Here is an 18,861-nt window from a genome sequence, read left to right as displayed (position 1 = left end):
GTAGGTTATTTCTGTTGTTTGACAGGTAAAAAGCCCCGGCCCTTGAATACATTGAGGAGAGTAAAAACGAGGGTTTTTCAGGGTGTTGTGGAGCGCGAAGAACGACGCTATTTTCCGAATCTTCCAGTCACAAGTAGGAGGATTCCCACGGTGCGAGTCGTAATTGCAGATGACCATTCCGTCGTTCGTATCGGTCTGCGGATACTCATCAATGCCAGCCGACAATGTGAAATTGTGGGAGAAGCAGATGGTGCGGACAGCCTGATGAGCCTGCTTGCAGAAACGCCCTGTGATTTGCTGATTACCGATTTCGCCATGCCGGGCGGGCAGCATGCCGATGGTTTGAAAATGCTGAGTACGATTCAACGACGCTACCCGACATTGCCGATCATTCTGGTGACGATGTTTACCAGTGTGACGACGGCGAGGGCGGCGTTGGCTCAAGGGGTATCGGGCATCGTCGCCAAAGCCGACTCGGCCACCGAACTGCCCCTGGCGATCAACGCGGTGAGTGACGGACGACGCTATCTCAGTGAGTGTTTGCGCACGCTGTTGGCCAATACGAGCAGTCAGTTGCACGAATCGCGACTGTCGGCCAAAGAGCATGAAGTGGTCCGGATGCTGGCCAGCGGCATGACCGTCAGCGAAATCGCCAGCCACTTCAAACGCAGCGTCTCAACCATCAGCAAACAAAAAAACATGGCCATGCTCAGACTGGGCATTTCCACAGATGTCGATCTTTTTTCCTATGCCCGTGACAGCGGAATGTCGCCCTAGCCCGTGGTAGATTGGCAGTCCCGATATTTTCGTGGCGAATGCCAATAGTGTTCGGCGTATTTGCGGATTATCGTGCAAGCATTCTCAATTCTGCGGAGCTTGCACATGAATGACGCCCACAGCGCATTGATCACCCGGTTCTACCAAGCGTTCCAGCGACTGGATGCCGAGGCCATGAGCGCCTGCTATACAGATGACGTGGTGTTCAGTGATCCGGCGTTCGGCGAGCTGCGTGGCCGGGATGCCGGCGACATGTGGCGCATGCTCACCACCCGTGCCAAGGATTTCTCCCTGACGTTCGACAACGTCCGCGCCGATGAGCGCAGCGGTGGTGCCCATTGGGTCGCGACCTACCTGTTCAGTCAGACAGGTAACATCGTGATCAACGATATCCAGGCGCGTTTCGTCTTCCGTGACGACAAAATTTGCGAGCATCACGACCACTTCGACCTGTGGGCCTGGTCGCGTCAGGCATTGGGCTTCAAAGGCCTGCTGCTTGGCTGGACGCCGCTGATGAGAAACGCCGTTCGCGCACAGGCATTGAAGGGCCTGAAGGCATTCCAGGCCAGTCGCTGATAAGATCGCGGCTTGTTTTCCTTCAAGCCCTGATCGTTACGTGACCACCCTCAGCGAAAGCCCCGTCGACGCCGACACCCCCGCGAGCAAAACCTGGTTCGTCTACCTCGTTCGCGCGGCCAACGGTTCGCTCTATTGTGGGATCAGCGATGATCCCGTGCGTCGCTTCGCCAAGCATCAAAGCGGCAAGGGCGCGCGATTCTTTCTTTCCAGCCCGGCCATGGCCCTGGTCTACACCGAACGCTGTCGCGACAAAAGCGATGCGTTGCGTCAGGAGCGGCTGATCAAGAAACTCAAGAAGAGCGCCAAGGAATGCCTGGTGGCGAGCGCAGCGAGCGCCGCCCCTGGCTTATCACTCTGACTGATCAGTTCCCATCAGGCAGATCTGTAGGCTGCCAGGTGATTGCGCGCTAAGCTGCGGACTCCTGATCCTTGCGGCGGAGCCGAGCATGTCCGAGTTGATTCTGCATCATTACCCGACGTCCCCCTTTGCCGAGAAGGCCCGCCTGCTGCTGGGCTTCAAGGGCTTGTCCTGGCGCTCGGTGAAGATCTCGCCAGTGATGCCAAAACCGGATCTCACGGCGTTGACCGGTGGCTACCGCAAGACCCCGGTGCTGCAGGTCGGTGCCGATATCTATTGCGACACGGCATTGATTGCCCGGCGCCTTGATCAGGAAAAGGCCTTGCCGGCGTTCTTTCCGGAAGGTCAGGAAATGATCACCGCGTCGTTTGCCGCCTGGGCTGATTCGGTGGTGTTCCAGCATGCGGTCAGCCTGGTGTTCCAGCCGGAATCGATCGCGGTGCGCTTTGGCAATTTGTCGCCGGAAGCGATCAAGGCGTTTATTGCCGACCGCGCCGGTTTGTTCAGTGGTGGAAGCGCGACAAAATTGTCTACCGAACAGGCGAAGCATCAGTGGCCGACGATCATGTCGCGTCTGGAGCAACAGTTGCAGCGCGAGGAGGGTGACTACTTGTTTGGCGAGCCGTCGATTGCCGACTTCGCCCTGGCTCATTGCCTCTGGTTCCTCAAGGCCACGCCGGTGACGGCTCCGCTGGTCGAAGCTTATCCGGCAGTCAATGCATGGCATGCGCGGGTATTGGGCTTCGGTCATGGTGCCTCCAGCGAGATGAGTTCCGAAGAGGCTCTGGCAGTGGCGCGCGCGTCCACGCCAGCGGCTTTGCCGGATGAGCAGTTCGTCGATCCCAATGGATTCACGGCGGGGCAGCGGGTAGTGATCGCAGCCACGGACTACGGCGTGGATCCGGTGGCAGGGGAGTTGTTGTTTGCCAGTCGCGAAGAGCTGATTGTACGGCGAGAGGACGAGCGTGGCGGTGTGGTGCATGTGCACTTCCCGCGGGTTGGTTTTCGGATTGAAGCGCATTAATTGACGCTGCCGAATTTGGTTTGGACAACAATCTGTGGCGAGGGGGCTTGCCCCCGTTCGGCTGCGTAGCAGTCGTAAATCCAGTGGATGCGATTTGATCCCTTGAAATGCTGGGGCCGCTTCGCTGCCCAACGGGGGCAAGCCCCCTCGCCACAGGGTTGTGTGAATCTGATGGTTTACTTCAACGCCGCCAGAATCGCATCCGGGTCATACCCGCGAATCAGCGTCCCGTTCACATCGATGATCGGAATGCCGCCACCGCCCAGCGCCTGATAGTCCCCGCGCGCGACGGCATCCTTCTCGATATCGAATTCCTTGTACGGAATGCCTTTCTGATCGAGGAAGCGCCGGGTCAGCTTGCAGTAACCACACCATTCGGTGGCGTAGAGCACGACGTTGGCCTTGGCCTGCGTCTGCGCAGGCACCACTTGCGATGGGTTGAACACCCGCTCGATCTTGCCCCAGTTCTGATAGGCCACGACCACCAGCAGGATAAGCAGGAATTTCTTCAGTACGCCGCCGAGCATCAGTTGCGACGCTTCAGCTGATCGGTGAGCGAAGTGGGCAGGCCCTTGATGATCAACGTGCCGGCTTCTTCGTCGTACTCGATCTTCGAGCCCAGCAGGTGTGCTTCGAAACTGATCGACAGGCCTTCGGCGCGGCCAGTGAATCGGCGGAACTGGTTCAGGGTGCGTTTATCGGCCGGGATTTCCGGCGACAGGCCGTAATCCTTGTTGCGGATGTGGTCGTAGAAGGCCTTCGGGCGTTCTTCGTCGATCAGCCCCGACAATTCTTCCAGGCCCATTGGCTCACCGAGTTTGGCCTGGCTGCTGGCGTAATCCACCAGGGTCTTGGTCTTCTCGCGGGCGTCGTCTTCCGGCAGATCTTCGCTTTCAACGAAATCACTGAAGGCTTTGAGCAGGGTGCGGGTTTCACCCGGACCGTCGACGCCTTCCTGGCAGCCAATAAAGTCGCGGAAATACTCCGAAACTTTTTTGCCGTTCTTGCCTTTGATGAACGAAATGTACTGCTTGGATTGTTTGTTGTTCTGCCACTCGGAAACGTTGATCCGTGCGGCCAGGTGCAACTGGCCAAGGTCCAGGTGACGGGACGGGGTCACGTCCAGTTCGTCGGTCACGGCCACGCCTTCACTGTGGTGCAGCAGGGCGATGGCCAGGTAGTCGGTCATGCCTTGCTGATAGTGGGCGAACAGCACGTGGCCGCCAACCGACAGGTTCGATTCTTCCATCAGCTTTTGCAGATGCTCGACCGCCACGCGGCTGAACGCAGTGAAATCCTGGCCGCCCTCGAGGTACTCCTTCAGCCAGCCGCTGAACGGGAACGCGCCGGATTCCGGATGGAACAGGCCCCAGGCTTTACCCTGTTTGGCGTTATAGCTTTCGTTGAGGTCGGCGAGCATGTTCTCGATGGCCGCGGACTCAGCCAGTTCAGAGTCACGGGCGTGGAGAACTGCAGGTGTGCCGTCGGGTTTTTTGTCGATCAGGTGGACGATGCAATGACGGATCGGCATGGGCTTCTCGGCTGAATGAAGAGAGGAGGGCGTGCTCCCCCGAAAAAGCGCCCAGTGTACCGCAACCACTGGTTTTGGCGTGGTGCGAAGGGCAATTGACGGGCGACCGACGGCGCTTATGCGTTTTTTTCCTGTTTTAGCGCAATAAAGCTGACCAAATGGGTAGCTAGAGGCGGATATTTCCACGTCTGTGTGCTAGCTTTGCCCGGTCTTGCGCGAAGTCACTGCGTTAAGCGTGCAGTCAGCATTTGTCAGGTCGAACCAAACCCTGATTTCGGTATCTATAACCCCGATCCCGAGGTTATTTGGCCGAGGGTGCCAGATCCAAAAGATCAGGCTCGATGGCTGACATTGCACTCTGCAATCCATATGAATTTGATAGGGAAGGAACACTAAATGGCTCTTACTAAAGACCAACTGATCGCCGACATCGCTGAAGCTATCGACGCGCCGAAAACCACCGCGCGTAACGCTCTGGACCAACTGGGCCAAATCGTTGCCGATCAGCTGGAAAACGGCGGCGAAATCACTCTGCCAGGTATCGGCAAACTGAAAGTGACTGAGCGCCCTGCCCGTACTGGCCGTAACCCTTCGACTGGCGCTGCCATCGAAATCGCTGCCAAGAAAGTGATCAAGCTGGTTGTGGCCAAAGGCCTGACCGACGCTGTTAACAAGTAAGACTTGTTAAGAAAAAACCGTGCACCGGAGCGATCCGGGCACGGTTTTTTTGTGGGCGCGATAAAGCGCTCACTACGCTGAAGCGGTGCTCCAGCGTGCCTGGCGCCAGGCCTGTTGCTGCGCTTTGCTCTGGAAGGTCCAGGCGACGAAGCGGCTTTGCTTCTGCCCTTGGGACATTTCCACTACCTGGCTTTCCAGGGCACCGGCCTTTTTCAGGGCGGTCTGGATCGCCGGCAGGTTGGACGCCTTTGACACCAATGTGCTGAACCACAGCACCTGCTGAGCGACCTGCACGCTTTCGCTGACCAACTGGGTCACGAAGCGTACTTCACCGCCTTCGCACCACAACTCGGCCGACTGGCCGCCAAAGTTCAACACTGGCAACTTGCGTTTTGGATCGGCTTTGCCCAAGGCGCGCCATTTGCGCGTGCTGCCCCGCGTGGCCTCGTCCAGCGAGGCGTGGAATGGCGGGTTGCACATGGTCAGGTCGAAGCGCTCAGTGCTCTCCAGCAAGCCTGTGAGGATTTGCTTGGGGTTGCTCTGCTGGCGTACCTGGATCGCTTTGTTCAGGCCATTGGATTGAATGATGGCCTTCGCCGCGGCGATGGCGGTCGCATCGATATCGGAACCGAGGAACTGCCAGCGATAGTCGCTGTAGCCGATCAGTGGATACACGCAGTTGGCGCCCATGCCGATATCCAGCACCTTCACGGCGGCGCCACGGGGAATCACGCCGTCATTGCCACTGGCCAGCAGATCGGCGAGGAAGTGCACGTAATCGGCACGGCCTGGCACCGGCGGGCACAGGTAGTCGGCCGGAATGTCCCAGTGCGCGATGCCATAGAACGACTTGAGCAGCGCCCGGTTGAACACCCGCACGGCTTCCGGGCTGGCGAAGTCGATGCTTTCCTTGCCGTACGGATTGATGATCACGAACTTCTTCAGTTCCGGGGCGCTTTTGATCAGCGTCGGAAAGTCGTAGCGACCCTGATGGCGATTGCGCGGATGCAGGCTGGCCTTTTCCTTCGGGGCGACGGCCGTGGCCGGGGTCTTCGGGGCAGGCTTTTTGCGCGCAGGCTTGGGGGAGCGGGGGGCGGTCATGGCGGTGGTCGATTCGGGTATGGCTGAAAGTGGCGGGCATTGTCCCACATCTGTGGGGCAACACCGATCAAATGTGGGAGCGAGCCTGCTCGCGAATACGGTGCGTCAGGCACATAGCTGTTGAATGTGCCGCCATCATCGCGAGCAGGCTCGCTCCCACAGGGGATCTTCATTAGGTGGGTAGAAAGTGGCAGGCACAAAAAAGGGAGACCATTGTTGGCCTCCCTCTTTCATCGCGATCTGCCGTTACAGGCTGGCAATCCGCGCATGCTGCTCGGCCAACTTGCCCAGGGCCTGTTCGGCCTCGGCCAGTTTGGCGCGTTCTTTCTCGATGACTTCGGCTGGTGCCTTGTCTACGAAACCGGCGTTGGACAGCTTGCCGCCGACTCGTTGCACTTCACCTTGCAGACGCTGGATTTCCTTGTCCAGACGCGCCAGTTCCGCACCCTTGTCGATCAAGCCGGCCATTGGCACCAGCACTTCCATCTCGCCGACCAGCGCGGTGGCGGACAGCGGTGCTTCTTCGCCGGCAGCCAGCACGGTGATCGATTCGAGGCGCGCCAGCTTCTTCAGCAGGGCTTCGTTCTCGGTCAGGCGACGCTGATCCTCGACGCTGACGTTCTTCAGGAACAGCGGCAGGGGTTTGCCCGGGCCGATGTTCATTTCGCCACGGATGTTACGAGTGCCGAGCATCAGGCCCTTGAGCCATTCGATGTCATCTTCGGCCGCCTGATCGATGCGTGTTTCGTTGGCCACCGGCCAAGGTTGCAGCATGATCGTCTTGCCATCGATGCCGGCCAGCGGCGCGATGCGTTGCCAGATTTCTTCGGTGATGAACGGCATGAACGGGTGCGCCAGGCGCAGGGCGACTTCCAGTACGCGTACCAGGGTGCGACGGGTGCCGCGCTGGCGTTCGACTGGAGCGTTTTCGTCCCACAGCACAGGCTTGGACAGTTCCAGGTACCAGTCGCAATACTGGTTCCAGATGAACTCGTACAAGGCTTGTGCGGCCAGGTCGAAACGGAACTGGTCGAGTTGCCGGGTCACTTCGGCTTCGGTGCGTTGCAGCTGCGAAATGATCCAGCGGTCAGCCAGGGACAGCTCAAAGGCTTCGCCGTTCTGGCCGCAGTCTTCGCCCTTGTCCAGCACGTAGCGCGCCGCGTTCCAGATCTTGTTGCAGAAGTTGCGATAGCCTTCGACGCGGCCCATGTCGAACTTGATGTCGCGACCGGTGGACGCCAGCGAGCAGAAGGTGAAGCGCAGGGCGTCGGTGCCGTAGCTGGCGATGCCCTCGGCGAACTCGTCGCGGGTCTGCTTCTCGATCTTCTTCGCCAGTTTCGGCTGCATCATGCCGGAGGTGCGTTTCTGCACCAGGGCTTCGAGCTCGATGCCGTCGATGATGTCCAGCGGGTCCAGGACGTTGCCCTTGGACTTGGACATCTTCTGGCCCTGGCCGTCACGCACCAGGCCGTGAACGTACACGGTCTTGAACGGAACCTGCGGCGTGCCGTCTTCGTTTTTCACCAAATGCATGGTGAGCATGATCATCCGGGCTACCCAGAAGAAAATGATGTCGAAGCCAGTCACCAGAACGTCGGTGGAGTGGAATTTCTTCAGGAATTCGGTTTTTTCCGGCCAGCCGAGGGTGGAGAACGTCCACAGGCCTGAGCTGAACCAGGTGTCAAGAACGTCGTTGTCCTGTTGCAGCGCAACGTCCGGGCCGAGGTTGTGCTTGGCACGTACTTCGGCTTCGTCGCGACCGACGTAGACCTTGCCCGACTCGTCGTACCAGGCCGGAATCCGGTGGCCCCACCACAGCTGACGGCTGATGCACCAGTCCTGGATGTCGCGCATCCACGAGAAGTACATGTTTTCGTACTGTTTCGGCACGAACTGGATACGGCCGTCTTCAACGGCGGCAATAGCAGGTTCGGCCAAAGGCTTGGTGGACACGTACCATTGGTCGGTCAGCCACGGTTCGATGACGGTGCCGGAGCGGTCGCCTTTCGGCACTTTCAGGGCGTGATCGTCAACGCTGACCAGCAGGCCGGCAGCGTCGAACGCGGCCACGATCTGCTTGCGCGCTTCGAAACGGTCGAGACCGGCGTATTCGGCCGGGATCTTGCCGTCGATGGTTTCGTTCAGCGTGCCGTCGAGGTTGAACACCTGGCAAGCCGGCAGGACCGCAGCGTTCTTGTCGAAGATGTTCAGCAGCGGCAGGTTGTGACGCTTGCCGACTTCATAGTCGTTGAAGTCGTGGGCCGGGGTGATTTTCACGCAGCCGGTGCCGAATTCTGGGTCGCAGTAATCGTCGGCGATGATCGGGATGCGGCGGCCAACCAGTGGCAGCTCGACAAATTTGCCGATCAGGGCTTTGTAGCGTTCATCGTTCGGGTTAACGGCCACGGCGGAGTCGCCGAGCATGGTTTCCGGGCGAGTGGTCGCGACGATCAGGAAATCGTTGCCTTCAGCGGTCTTGGCGCCGTCGGCCAGCGGGTATTTCAGGTTCCACAGGAAACCTTTCTCGTCGTGGTTCTCCACTTCGAGGTCGGAAATCGCCGTGTGCAGCTTGGTGTCCCAGTTGACCAGGCGCTTGCCGCGATAGATCAAGCCGTCTTCGTGCAGGCGGACGAAAGCTTCTTTAACGGCTTCCGAGAGGCCGTCGTCCATGGTGAAGCGCTCGCGGCTCCAATCTACGGACGAACCGAGGCGACGGATCTGACGGCTGATGTTGCCACCGGACTCATCCTTCCACTCCCAGACTTTCTCGAGGAATTTTTCGCGGCCCAGGTCATGGCGGCTCTGGCCCTTGGCTTCGAGCTGACGCTCTACCAGCATCTGTGTGGCGATACCGGCGTGGTCGGTACCCGGCTGCCACAGGGTGTTGCGACCCTGCATGCGGCGGAAACGGATCAGGGCGTCCATGATCGCGTTGTTGAAGCCGTGACCCATGTGCAGGCTGCCGGTGACGTTCGGCGGCGGGATCATGATGGTGTAGGACTCGCCCGCGCCTTGCGGGGCGAAGTAATTCTCTGACTCCCAGGTGTTGTACCAGGAAGTTTCAATGGCGTGCGGCTGGTAGGTCTTATCCATGCGCGGCGGGACCCTATTGGCATTTATTCAGGAAAAGCCGGGAAGTATAGCGGGGATGAGCCGATGCGCGTAGAGCGAGGTGACAATGGGTGGGGGAAAAGTTGTGGTTGGTGTTTTGTCAGAGAGGGCCCCTTCGCGGGCAAGCCCGCTCCCACAGAGTTGATGTCGATCACAAGATAGCTGTACGACGCATAACCTGTGGGAGCGGGCTTGCCCGCGAAAGCAATCTGTCAGGCGACCTGATTCAAGTCGTTATGCCGCGTTTCCTTCAGGCACAGCACTGCAATCAAGCTCAGCACCGCCGCTCCGGACACATAGCCGCCGACGTAGCTCAACCCACCCATCGCCACCAGTTTCTGGGCGAAGAACGGCGCCGCGGACGCGCCGACGATACCGCCCAGGTTGTAGGCCGCCGAGGCGCCGGTGTAGCGCACGTGGGTGGGGAACAGCTCCGGCAGCAGCGCACCCATCGGCGCAAACGTCACGCCCATCAGAAACAGTTCGATGCACAGGAACAACGCCACACCCCAGGTCGAGCCTTGGGTCAGCAGCGGCTCCATGAGGAAGCCGGACAGGATCGCCAGCACGCCGCCAATGATCAGCACTGGTTTGCGCCCGTAACGGTCACTGGCCCAGGCCGACAGCGGGGTGGCTGCAGCCATGAACAGCACCGCGAAGCACAACAGGCCTAGGAAGGTTTCGCGGCTGTAGCCGAGCGTTGCCACGCCATAGCTCAGGGAAAACACGGTGGAGATGTAAAACAGCGCGTAGCACACGACCATCGCGCCGGCGCCCAGCAATACGGGCGCCCAGTATTGGCCGAACAGCTCGAACAGCGGGATCTTCACCCGTTCCTGACGTGCCATGGCATTGGCGAACACGGGGGTCTCATGCAGCTTGAGGCGCACGTACAGGCCGACCATCACCAGTGCGGCGCTGAGCAGGAACGGAATACGCCAGCCCCATGAGCGGAACTGTTCATCATCCAGCACCACGGCCAGGGTCAGGAACAGGCCGTTGGCCGCCAGAAAGCCGATGGATGGACCCAGTTGCGGGAACATGCCGAACCACGCGCGCTTGCCTTTGGGCGCGTTCTCCGTGGCCAGCAATGCCGCGCCACCCCATTCACCGCCCAAACCAAGGCCCTGGCCGAAGCGCAGGACGCAAAGCAGGATCGGTGCCCAGGCGCCGATGCTGTCGTATCCCGGCAGCACGCCGATCAGCGTGGTGCACACGCCCATCAGCAACAGCGAGGCGACCAGGGTCGACTTGCGGCCGATACGGTCGCCGAAGTGACCGAAAAGGGCCGAACCCAAGGGGCGCGCAAGGAAGGCGATGCCGAACGTGAGAAACGCCGAAAGCATCTGGGCGGTGCCGGATGTCTGCGGAAAGAACACCGGACCGATCACCAGTGCGGCGGCGGTGGCATAGACATAGAAGTCGTAGAACTCGATGGCGGTACCGATGAAACTCGCGGTGGCCACGCGGGTGGCGGAGTTCGTCGGTTGCGCAGGTGTGGAGTCGTTGTAAGTCGTGCTGGTCGTCATGCGGTTATCCCTGACAGGCATGTGCTCCAGTGGAGCGAATTATTATGGTCGAGAACCCAGGGATGTGGGTGGAGGCACGGTCGCTGTTCAAGGTAGGAACAGTCGTCGGTTTGTTGCGGACTTTGCGGGTGGACGGGCCGGAAGCTGCGAGGTGCGGGGTAAGCACGGGGCCGGCGAGGCTTGGGTAAGCGCTTCGATTATAGGAAGGTGGCTAACGATCGAACAAGAGGGCTTGTGAGGACATTGTGGCGAGGGGGCTTGCCCCCGTTGCGCTGCGCGGCAGCGCTCGAACTGATGATCACATTCTCTGTCTGCCGCGCAGTCTGATTCTGCGACTGCTACGCAGTCGAGCGGGGGCAAGCCCCCTCGCCACAGGGATTTGTGTCGGGTTTTAGATAACCACAGGCATCGAGCTGGTCTGCCAGATCAGCACCCGCGTGACACGGTTGTCCTCGGTCTCGAGAATTTCCAGGCGATACCGGCCGATCTTCAGGCACACCGCGCTTTCGGGAATGGTTTCCAGGGCCTCGGTGACCAGGCCGTTCAGGGTTTTCGGGCCATCGCTGGGCAGATGCCAGCCGAGGCTCTTGTTCAGTTCGCGAATGGACGCGGCACCGTCGATCACCAGGCGTCCGTCGGCTTGCGGATGAATGTGCGGATTGTCCAGGCTGTGCTGGCTTTCGAACTCGCCGACGATTTCTTCGAGAATGTCTTCCAGGGTGACGATGCCCAGCACTTCGCCGTATTCGTCGACCACCATGCCCAGGCGTCGCTGCTGCTTGTGGAAATTGAGCAGTTGCAGCTGCAGCGGGGTGCTTTCCGGCACGAAGTACGGTTCGTGGCTGGCCGCCAGCAACGCTTCCCTGGTCAGGCTCGCATCGGGTAGCAAGTGAAGGATGTGTCGGGTGTTGAGGACGGCTTCGACCTGGTTGATATCACTGTGGAACACCGGCAGGCGAGTACGCCTGTTGTGGCGCAATTGTTCGATGATTTCTTCGATGGAGTCATCGAGATTGATGCCGTCCACGTCGCTGCGCGGTACCAGGATGTCATTGACGGTGATGTTGTCCAGCGCGTGGATGCCTGGCAGCGGGTGAGGGCGGTTTACGGTTTCGGAGGGCACATGCCGCTCCGTCAGCGCTTCGTCCTCACTCTGTTGCACCACTTTGGCTTTACGGGCGAATGGCCGCGTGAGCAACTGACTGATGCTATTGAGCAGCCATGCCGCGGGATAGATGATTTTCAGCGGCACCCGCAGCAGGTTGTTGCCCTGGGCCAGGATCGCATCCGGATAGCGAGCGGCGAGGGCGCGTGGCAAGTAGTCGGAAAACACCAGCAACATGGCGCCCGCCCCGAGGCAGGCGACCCACGGACCGTTCTCGGCCCAAGTGAAAATGGCCAGCAAGGTGCTGATGACCACCACCAGTGCGCGGCACAGGGTGTTGCAAAAAATCAGGCTGGCCAGGGGGAAGCTGAGTTTCGCCACCGGTTTGTCGCTGGAACGCGTTGCGGTGCGCTGGGCCAGCAAATGCTGGTGCGCCGCTTCGATGGCGGTAAACAGCCCCGACCATAGAACCAGCAGGGTCACTACCGCGAGCATCGGCCCTATGGGCAAGTCGTCCATTAATGCCGCCCGTCAGATATGCAGGATGTATTCACGAACCAGCTTGCTGCCGAAATACGCCAGCATCAGCAGGCAAAAACCCGCCAGGGTCCAGCGAATGGCTTTGTGCCCGCGCCAGCCGAGGCGATTGCGTCCCCACAGCAGTACGCTGAAAACAACCCAGGCCAGGCAGGCCAGCAGGGTTTTATGCACCAGATGCTGGGCGAACAGGTTCTCGACGAACAGCCAGCCGGAAATCAGCGACAGCGACAACAGCGTCCAGCCGGCCCAGAGGAAACCGAACAGCAGGCTTTCCATGGTTTGCAGCGGCGGGAAGTTCTTGATCAGCCCGGAGGGGTGCTTGTGCTTGAGCTGGTGGTCTTGAATCAGCAGCAGCAAGGACTGGAACACCGCGATGGTGAACATGCCGTAGGCCAGGATCGAAAGCAGGATGTGGGCGAGGATGCCCGGCTCCTCATCGATGACCTGTACCGTGCCCGCGGGGGCAAAATGCGCCAGCATCACGGTCAGGGCCCCAAGCGGGAGCAGCAGGACCAGCAGGTTCTCCACCGGAATCCGCGAGCAGGCCAGCAGGGCCAGTGCGATGACCGCCACGGCAATCAGGCTGGCGGCACTGAAGAAGTCCAGGGCCAGGCCGGTCGGGGTCAGCAGGTGGGTGAGCAGGCTGACGCTGTGGGCCAATACGGCGAGCACGCCGAGCATGACCAGCAGGCGTTTGTTGACCTTGGCGCCGGACGCCAGGCGAGTGCCCTGGTAAATGGTCGCAGCGGCATACAAGCAGGCGGCGGCGAGGGTAGTTAGCAAGCTGGGTGACAAGGGGAGCATAAATCCTGTTAGGCAAGCCCGAAAGTCGCTGAGTTTGGCATAGAACCCTCGCCGCACGAAAGACCGCGCAACCCGACAGCGAGGTGTCCGCCGGCCGCAGTCTTCGCTATAATCCGCGACCTGCCCACGCCGCAGGCTCGCCGAGCACACGTTTAGTCCGGTCCGGGCCGCCATTATCCCGGTCTACACAGGGCCTGAAAGGATCGCGCAATGTTTGAAAACTTAACCGACCGTCTCTCGCAGACGCTGCGCCATGTCACCGGCAAGGCCAAGCTGACTGAAGACAACATCAAAGACACCCTGCGTGAAGTGCGCATGGCGTTGCTCGAAGCCGACGTCGCCCTGCCGGTGGTCAAGGACTTCGTCAATTCGGTCAAGGAACGCGCCGTAGGCACCGAGGTGTCGCGCAGCCTGACGCCGGGCCAGGCCTTCGTGAAAATCGTCCAGGCCGAACTTGAAAGCCTGATGGGCGCGGCCAACGAAGATTTGAACCTGAGCGCCGTGCCGCCAGCGGTCATCCTGATGGCCGGTTTGCAGGGCGCTGGTAAGACCACCACCGCCGGCAAGCTCGCGCGCTTCCTTAAAGAGCGCAAGAAGAAGTCGGTCATGGTCGTGTCCGCCGACGTTTATCGTCCAGCGGCGATCAAACAGCTGGAAATGCTCGCCGGTGAAGTCGGCGTTACCTTCTTCCCGTCCGACCTGAGCCAGAAACCGGTCGAGATCGCGCAAGCGGCTATCAAGGAAGCGAAACTCAAATTCATCGACGTGGTCATCGTCGATACCGCCGGTCGCCTGCACATCGATGAAGAGATGATGGGCGAGATCAAGGCCCTGCACGCCGCGATCAACCCGGTCGAAACCCTGTTCGTGGTCGACGCCATGACCGGCCAGGACGCCGCCAACACGGCCAAGGCCTTCGGCGATGCGTTGCCGCTGACCGGTGTGATCCTGACCAAGGTCGACGGCGACGCCCGTGGCGGTGCCGCGCTGTCGGTGCGCGCCATCACCGGCAAGCCGATCAAGTTCATCGGTATGGGCGAGAAGAGCGAAGCGCTCGATCCGTTCCACCCTGAGCGTATCGCCTCGCGCATCCTCGGCATGGGCGACGTGCTCAGCCTGATCGAGCAGGCGGAAGCGACCCTCGACAAAGACAAGGCCGATAAACTGGCCAAGAAGCTGAAGAAGGGCAAGGGCTTCGACCTCGAAGACTTCCGCGATCAGCTGCAACAGATGAAGAACATGGGCGGCCTCGGCGGGCTCATGGACAAGCTGCCGAACATGGGTGGCGTGAACCTGGCGCAAATGGGCAATGCCCAGGGCGCGGCAGAGAAGCAATTCAAGCAGATGGAAGCCATCATCAACTCCATGACCCCGGCCGAGCGCCGCGACCCTGAGGTGATCAGCGGTTCGCGCAAGCGCCGGATCGCCATGGGTTCCGGCACCCAGGTGCAGGACATCGGCCGCTTGATCAAGCAGCACAAGCAGATGCAGAAGATGATGAAGAAATTCTCCGCGAAAGGCGGAATGGCCAAGATGATGCGCGGCATGGGTGGAATGCTACCCGGCGGCGGCATGCCGAAAATGTAAAGAATCCGCGCCGGCTATCTGGTCGGCGCAGACCCCGCAAGGAAGCGGGATCTCCAGCAAACCCGCACTTGGCGGGAGCTGACCGGCCGTTTTCAACGACGGCTCTATAGCAAATCTGCATGGCGGCCGATAGGCGCCGGAAAAAGTCATTTGCAAAAGTCCGGATATTCCTTAGAATATGCGGCCTTTCGGGCACCCATGCCCGCTGTGCATTTAGATTTGCAGCACCGACTACAGGAACGATGTTCACATGCTAACAATCCGTCTTGCCCTTGGCGGCTCCAAAAAGCGCCCGTTTTACCACTTGACCGTAACCGACAGCCGCAACCCGCGCGACGGTTCGCACAAGGAACAGGTTGGCTACTTCAACCCTGTTGCCCGTGGTCAGGAAGTTCGTCTGTCCGTGAACCAAGAGCGCGTAGCCTACTGGCTGAGCGTTGGTGCACAACCTTCTGAGCGCGTTGCTCAGTTGTTGAAGGAATCTGCTAAGGCTGCGGCCTGAGCAATATGAACGCGACGCCTGCCATTGCTGATGATTTGATCGTTATCGGCAAGATTTATTCTGTTCACGGCGTTCGCGGCGAAGTGAAGGTGTACTCCTTTACTGATCCGATTAAAAACCTGCTGGACTACAAGACCTGGACGCTCAAGCGTGACGGTAATGTAAAGCAGGTAGAGCTGGTCAGCGGACGCGGGAACGACAAGTTCCTGGTCGCAAAGCTCAAGGGTCTCGATGATCGCGAAGAAGCTCGTCTTCTGGCCGGTTATGAGATCTGCGTGCCACGCAACCTGTTCCCTGAACTCACCGACGGCGAGTACTACTGGTACCAGCTGGAAGGTCTCAAGGTCATCGACACCCTCGGACAACTGTTCGGGAAAATCGATCACCTGCTGGAGACCGGCTCGAACGATGTCATGGTGGTCAAGCCTTGCGCTGGCAGCCTGGATGATCGCGAACGCCTGTTGCCCTATACGGAGCAATGCGTGTTGGCCGTCGATCTGGCCGCGGGCGAGATGAAGGTGGATTGGGACGCGGATTTCTAAGCGTGGCTAACTTGCGCGTAGAAGTGATCAGTCTGTTTCCCGAGATGTTTTCCGCCATCAGCGAGTACGGCATCACCAGTCGGGCGGTGAAACAGGGGCTCTTGCAGCTCACCTGTTGGAATCCGCGAGACTACACGACGGATCGACATCACACTGTGGACGATCGCCCGTTTGGCGGTGGTCCGGGCATGGTGATGAAGATCAAGCCCCTGGAAGATGCTCTGGTTCAGGCCAAGGCAGCAGCCGGGGAGGCGGCGAAGGTAATTTACCTGTCCCCCCAAGGCCGTCAACTGACTCAGTCGGCGGTACGCGAGTTGGCGAATCTGGATGCATTGATCCTGATTGCCGGCCGCTATGAAGGCATTGACGAGCGTTTTATTGATGCTCATGTCGATGAAGAGTGGTCGATTGGCGACTATGTACTGTCTGGCGGCGAGCTGCCGGCGATGGTCCTGATCGATGCGGTTACACGACTGCTGCCTGGAGCTTTAGGGCATGCGGACTCCGCCGAGGAAGATTCCTTTACGGATGGTTTGCTGGATTGCCCGCACTACACCCGACCGGAGGTGTATGCGGATCAGCGTGTTCCCGACGTATTGCTAAGTGGCAATCACGCGCACATCCGGCGTTGGCGTTTACAGCAGTCCCTTGGTCGGACCTTTGAACGACGCGCCGATCTTCTGGAAAGCCGCTCGCTTTCTGGAGAAGAGAAGAAGCTGCTCGAGGAATACATCCGCGAGCGGGACGATAGTTAACAACGTATCGATGGTAGATCCGACGATTTACCTTAGGAGCACAGCATGACTAACAAAATCATCCTTGCACTCGAAGCAGAGCAGATGACCAAAGAGATCCCTACCTTTGCCCCGGGCGACACCATTGTCGTTCAGGTGAAAGTGAAGGAAGGCGACCGTTCGCGTCTGCAAGCGTTCGAAGGTGTTGTTATCGCCAAGCGTAACCGCGGCGTAAACAGTGCATTCACCGTTCGTAAAATCTCCAACGGTGTTGGCGTAGAGCGTACTTTCCAGACCTACTCCCCGCAAATCGACAGCATGGCTGTCAAGCGTCGCGGTGACGTACGTAAAGCCAAGCTGTACTACCTGCGTGACCTGTCGGGTAAAGCAGCTCGCATCAAGGAAAAACTGGCTTAAGTCCAGCTTCCGATGCAAAAAAAAGCAGCCTGCGGGCTGCTTTTTTGTTGCCTGCGATTTGGTGCCCGTCTGGATTTACACCGTCTCGGGCTGGATCAACGCCAACAACGTCCACCCCGCCGCGGGCTTGATCGTGCTTTCCGGCGTCACGACGTGCACCCAACCGCTGTCATCGCGCACGAACAGCAAGGTCGCTCGCTCGCCATGCAACGCGCGGTAGTCGTCCCAACTGAAGCCGTCCGTCAACGTTGTGCTGTACAACTCGGTGCCCTGGCTCAGCTGGCTGGCGAGTTTGGCGTAGGTCAGCGCTTCGCTGCCCAGTTGATTGCCGCGATGTTCCAGGCTGGTGCGATGCTTGTCGGTACGGCGGCTTTCCTGGCCACTGGCCAGGCCGAACATGCGCTGATGGCCCAGTTCATGACGAAAGCGCATCAGCGCCAGCGTATTCATTTCACCCGATGGTGATAGCGCCAGCAAATGCCCGAGGCCGACGAGATCCAGGTGCGCGTCGGCATGTTGCGACGCCGGGTTGCCAAAATAGGTCGGCAAACCTTCCATCCTGGCTGCGCGAATGTTTTCCCAGCTCGAATCTGTCAAAAGCACCCGACTGCCCAGTTGTTGCAGGGCCTTGCCCAGCGTGCGTGCAGGTCCGTTGGCGCCGATGATCAGGAAGCCGCTCGGTGCCGGTTCCGCCACCTTCAGCAGGCGAGCCAGCGGTCGTGCCGTTGCGCTTTGCAACACCACTGTGCCGATGATCACCGCAAAGGTGAGCGGCACCAGCAGCAGTGCGCTCTGATGACCGGCCTCATGCAGGCGAATGGCGAAGATGGCCGACACCGCCGCTGCCACGATGCCCCTTGGGGCAATCCATGCCAGCAGCGCTCGCTCGCGCCAACCCAGGCTGGAGCCCGCCGTGCTCAGCAGCACATTCAAGGGGCGGGCGATGAACTGAATGACCAGCAGTAAAATCAGCACCAGCGGCCCGAGGCCGATCATGGCGTTCAGGTCCAGCCGGGCCGCCAGCAGAATGAAAAGGCCAGAGATCAGCAGCACGCTGAGGTTCTCCTTGAAGTGCAGGATGTGCCGCACGTCGACGCCTTTCATGTTGGCCAGCCACATGCCCATCAAGGTCACGGCCAGCAACCCGGATTCGTTGGTGACTTCGTTGGAGACAATGAAAATACCCAGGACTGCCGCGAGGGCTGCCAGGTTGTGCAGGTATTCCGGCAGCCACTGGCGGCGAATCAGGGTACCGAGCAACCAGCCACCAAAAACACCGAACAGGCTGCCGCACAAAATCACGCCACCGAAGGTCAGCAGGCTTTCCTCGAGGCCGTTACCTTCGGAGCTGGCGATGATGAAGCTATAGACGACCACCGCCAGCAGGGCGCCGATGGGGTCGATGGCAATGCCTTCCCAGCGCAGGATGTTGGCAATCGACGCTTTCGGGCGCACGACGCGCAGCATCGGTACGATCACGGTCGGCCCGGTCACCAGGGTCAGGCTGCCGAACAGGATGGCCAGCATCCAGTCGAAATCCAGCAGCCAGTGAGTGGCGACAGCAATGACCACCCAGGTGGAGAGGGCGCCAATGGTGACCAGGCGATGGACGACGCTGCCGATTTCGCGCCACTCGGACAGATGCAGGGTCAGGCTGCCTTCGAACAGGATCAGCGCCACCGCCAGGGACACCAGCGGCATCAACAGTGGCCCGAACATCTCCTGCGGGTCGAGCAAGTGCAGCACGGGGCCGGCCAGGATGCCGGTCAGCAGCAGGAAAAGAATCGCCGGCAGTTTCAAGCGCCAGGCCAGCCATTGGCAAAGCAGCGCCGCCGCGCCTATCCCGCCAAATGCCAATAAAATCTGCTGCTCGCTCATTGCTGCTCCCTGTTCCTTGAAATGGCGGCCTATGAAAGACTAGCGGCCGTTTCCATGTCCAATT

General features: G+C 59.8%; 18 protein-coding genes. 10 read left to right on the top strand and 8 right to left on the bottom strand.

The window, feature by feature from the left end; translation table 11 throughout:
• Window positions 1-150 precede the first annotated feature (150 nt).
• The 4 genes from AC3IX1_RS23165 to AC3IX1_RS23150 all read left to right on the top strand — a co-directional run bounded on the left by AC3IX1_RS23165 (window position 151) and on the right by AC3IX1_RS23150 (window position 2,738).
• The gene (locus AC3IX1_RS23165; RefSeq protein ID WP_489385956.1) at window positions 151-777 is read left to right on the top strand and encodes a response regulator; all 627 of its coding nucleotides are present in this window, start codon (window positions 151-153) and stop codon (window positions 775-777) included.
• A 105-nt stretch (window positions 778-882) separates the two neighbouring features.
• Window positions 883-1,353 (top strand): nuclear transport factor 2 family protein, encoded by a 471-nt coding sequence (locus tag AC3IX1_RS23160; protein ID WP_489385955.1) that lies wholly within the window; start codon window positions 883-885, stop codon window positions 1,351-1,353.
• Between the two features lie 40 nt (window positions 1,354-1,393).
• Complete coding sequence (locus tag AC3IX1_RS23155) at window positions 1,394-1,714, top strand: GIY-YIG nuclease family protein (RefSeq protein WP_102671038.1); 321 nt, start codon at window positions 1,394-1,396, stop codon at window positions 1,712-1,714.
• An 88-nt stretch (window positions 1,715-1,802) separates the two neighbouring features.
• Entirely contained in the window at window positions 1,803-2,738 is a 936-nt protein-coding gene (locus AC3IX1_RS23150) for a glutathione S-transferase family protein (RefSeq protein WP_489385954.1), read from the top strand.
• 176 nt (window positions 2,739-2,914) lie between these two features.
• Here the strand turns inward: AC3IX1_RS23150 and AC3IX1_RS23145 are convergent, their stop codons facing one another.
• Window positions 2,915-3,265, bottom strand: coding sequence for a glutaredoxin family protein (locus AC3IX1_RS23145; RefSeq protein ID WP_489385953.1), 351 nt, complete (start codon window positions 3,263-3,265; stop codon window positions 2,915-2,917).
• The gene (gene yejK, locus AC3IX1_RS23140) at window positions 3,265-4,269 is read right to left on the bottom strand and encodes a nucleoid-associated protein YejK (protein ID WP_008018580.1); all 1,005 of its coding nucleotides are present in this window, start codon (window positions 4,267-4,269) and stop codon (window positions 3,265-3,267) included. The genes AC3IX1_RS23145 and yejK overlap by 1 nt, the downstream gene beginning before the upstream one ends.
• Window positions 4,270-4,665: 396 nt before the next feature.
• Between yejK and AC3IX1_RS23135 the strand changes: the two genes are divergently transcribed.
• Window positions 4,666-4,947 carry an HU family DNA-binding protein gene (locus tag AC3IX1_RS23135; protein WP_007905514.1) on the top strand — a complete coding sequence of 94 codons (282 nt, stop codon included), beginning with the start codon at window positions 4,666-4,668 and terminating at the stop codon, window positions 4,945-4,947.
• Between the two features lie 72 nt (window positions 4,948-5,019).
• On the opposite strand, the gene rlmF is transcribed toward AC3IX1_RS23135, so the two are convergent.
• The 5 genes from rlmF to AC3IX1_RS23110 all read right to left on the bottom strand — a co-directional run bounded on the left by rlmF (window position 5,020) and on the right by AC3IX1_RS23110 (window position 13,137).
• Window positions 5,020-6,048: a 23S rRNA (adenine(1618)-N(6))-methyltransferase RlmF gene (rlmF, locus tag AC3IX1_RS23130; protein WP_489385952.1), complete on the bottom strand. Its 1,029-nt coding sequence runs from the start codon at window positions 6,046-6,048 to the stop codon at window positions 5,020-5,022.
• Between the two features lie 246 nt (window positions 6,049-6,294).
• Window positions 6,295-9,141: a valine--tRNA ligase gene (locus AC3IX1_RS23125; RefSeq protein ID WP_489385951.1), complete on the bottom strand. Its 2,847-nt coding sequence runs from the start codon at window positions 9,139-9,141 to the stop codon at window positions 6,295-6,297.
• A 230-nt stretch (window positions 9,142-9,371) separates the two neighbouring features.
• Complete coding sequence (locus AC3IX1_RS23120) at window positions 9,372-10,688, bottom strand: MFS transporter (RefSeq protein WP_489385950.1); 1,317 nt, start codon at window positions 10,686-10,688, stop codon at window positions 9,372-9,374.
• Window positions 10,689-11,079: 391 nt separating this feature from the next.
• A complete protein-coding gene (locus AC3IX1_RS23115) occupies window positions 11,080-12,312 on the bottom strand; it encodes a transporter associated domain-containing protein (RefSeq protein WP_489385949.1) in 1,233 nt (410 codons plus the stop codon).
• A 12-nt stretch (window positions 12,313-12,324) separates the two neighbouring features.
• Window positions 12,325-13,137: a cytochrome C assembly family protein gene (locus AC3IX1_RS23110; protein ID WP_489385948.1), complete on the bottom strand. Its 813-nt coding sequence runs from the start codon at window positions 13,135-13,137 to the stop codon at window positions 12,325-12,327.
• 210 nt (window positions 13,138-13,347) lie between these two features.
• On the opposite strand from AC3IX1_RS23110, the gene ffh reads away from it, so the two are divergent.
• From ffh to rplS, 5 genes are all read left to right on the top strand, one after another.
• Window positions 13,348-14,724: a signal recognition particle protein gene (gene ffh / locus AC3IX1_RS23105; RefSeq protein ID WP_489385947.1), complete on the top strand. Its 1,377-nt coding sequence runs from the start codon at window positions 13,348-13,350 to the stop codon at window positions 14,722-14,724.
• A 250-nt stretch (window positions 14,725-14,974) separates the two neighbouring features.
• Complete coding sequence (gene rpsP / locus AC3IX1_RS23100) at window positions 14,975-15,226, top strand: 30S ribosomal protein S16 (RefSeq protein ID WP_007972721.1); 252 nt, start codon at window positions 14,975-14,977, stop codon at window positions 15,224-15,226.
• A 5-nt stretch (window positions 15,227-15,231) separates the two neighbouring features.
• Window positions 15,232-15,768: a ribosome maturation factor RimM gene (gene rimM, locus AC3IX1_RS23095; protein ID WP_008053499.1), complete on the top strand. Its 537-nt coding sequence runs from the start codon at window positions 15,232-15,234 to the stop codon at window positions 15,766-15,768.
• Window positions 15,769-15,770: 2 nt separating this feature from the next.
• Window positions 15,771-16,523, top strand: a complete 753-nt coding sequence (gene trmD, locus AC3IX1_RS23090; protein ID WP_007897583.1) for a tRNA (guanosine(37)-N1)-methyltransferase TrmD — start codon at window positions 15,771-15,773, stop codon at window positions 16,521-16,523.
• A gap of 45 nt (window positions 16,524-16,568) precedes the next feature.
• On the top strand, window positions 16,569-16,919 hold the full coding sequence (rplS, locus tag AC3IX1_RS23085; RefSeq protein WP_003175895.1) for a 50S ribosomal protein L19: 351 nt from the start codon (window positions 16,569-16,571) through the stop codon (window positions 16,917-16,919).
• Between the two features lie 75 nt (window positions 16,920-16,994).
• On the opposite strand, the gene AC3IX1_RS23080 is transcribed toward rplS, so the two are convergent.
• Window positions 16,995-18,797, bottom strand: a complete 1,803-nt coding sequence (locus AC3IX1_RS23080; protein WP_489385946.1) for a cation:proton antiporter — start codon at window positions 18,795-18,797, stop codon at window positions 16,995-16,997.
• Window positions 18,798-18,861 lie beyond the last annotated feature (64 nt).

The organism is Pseudomonas sp. KH_046_2 (assembly GCF_057838985.1).
The sequence above is the reverse complement of the archived record's forward strand: the minus strand, read 5'-3'. Positions and strand labels throughout refer to the sequence as shown.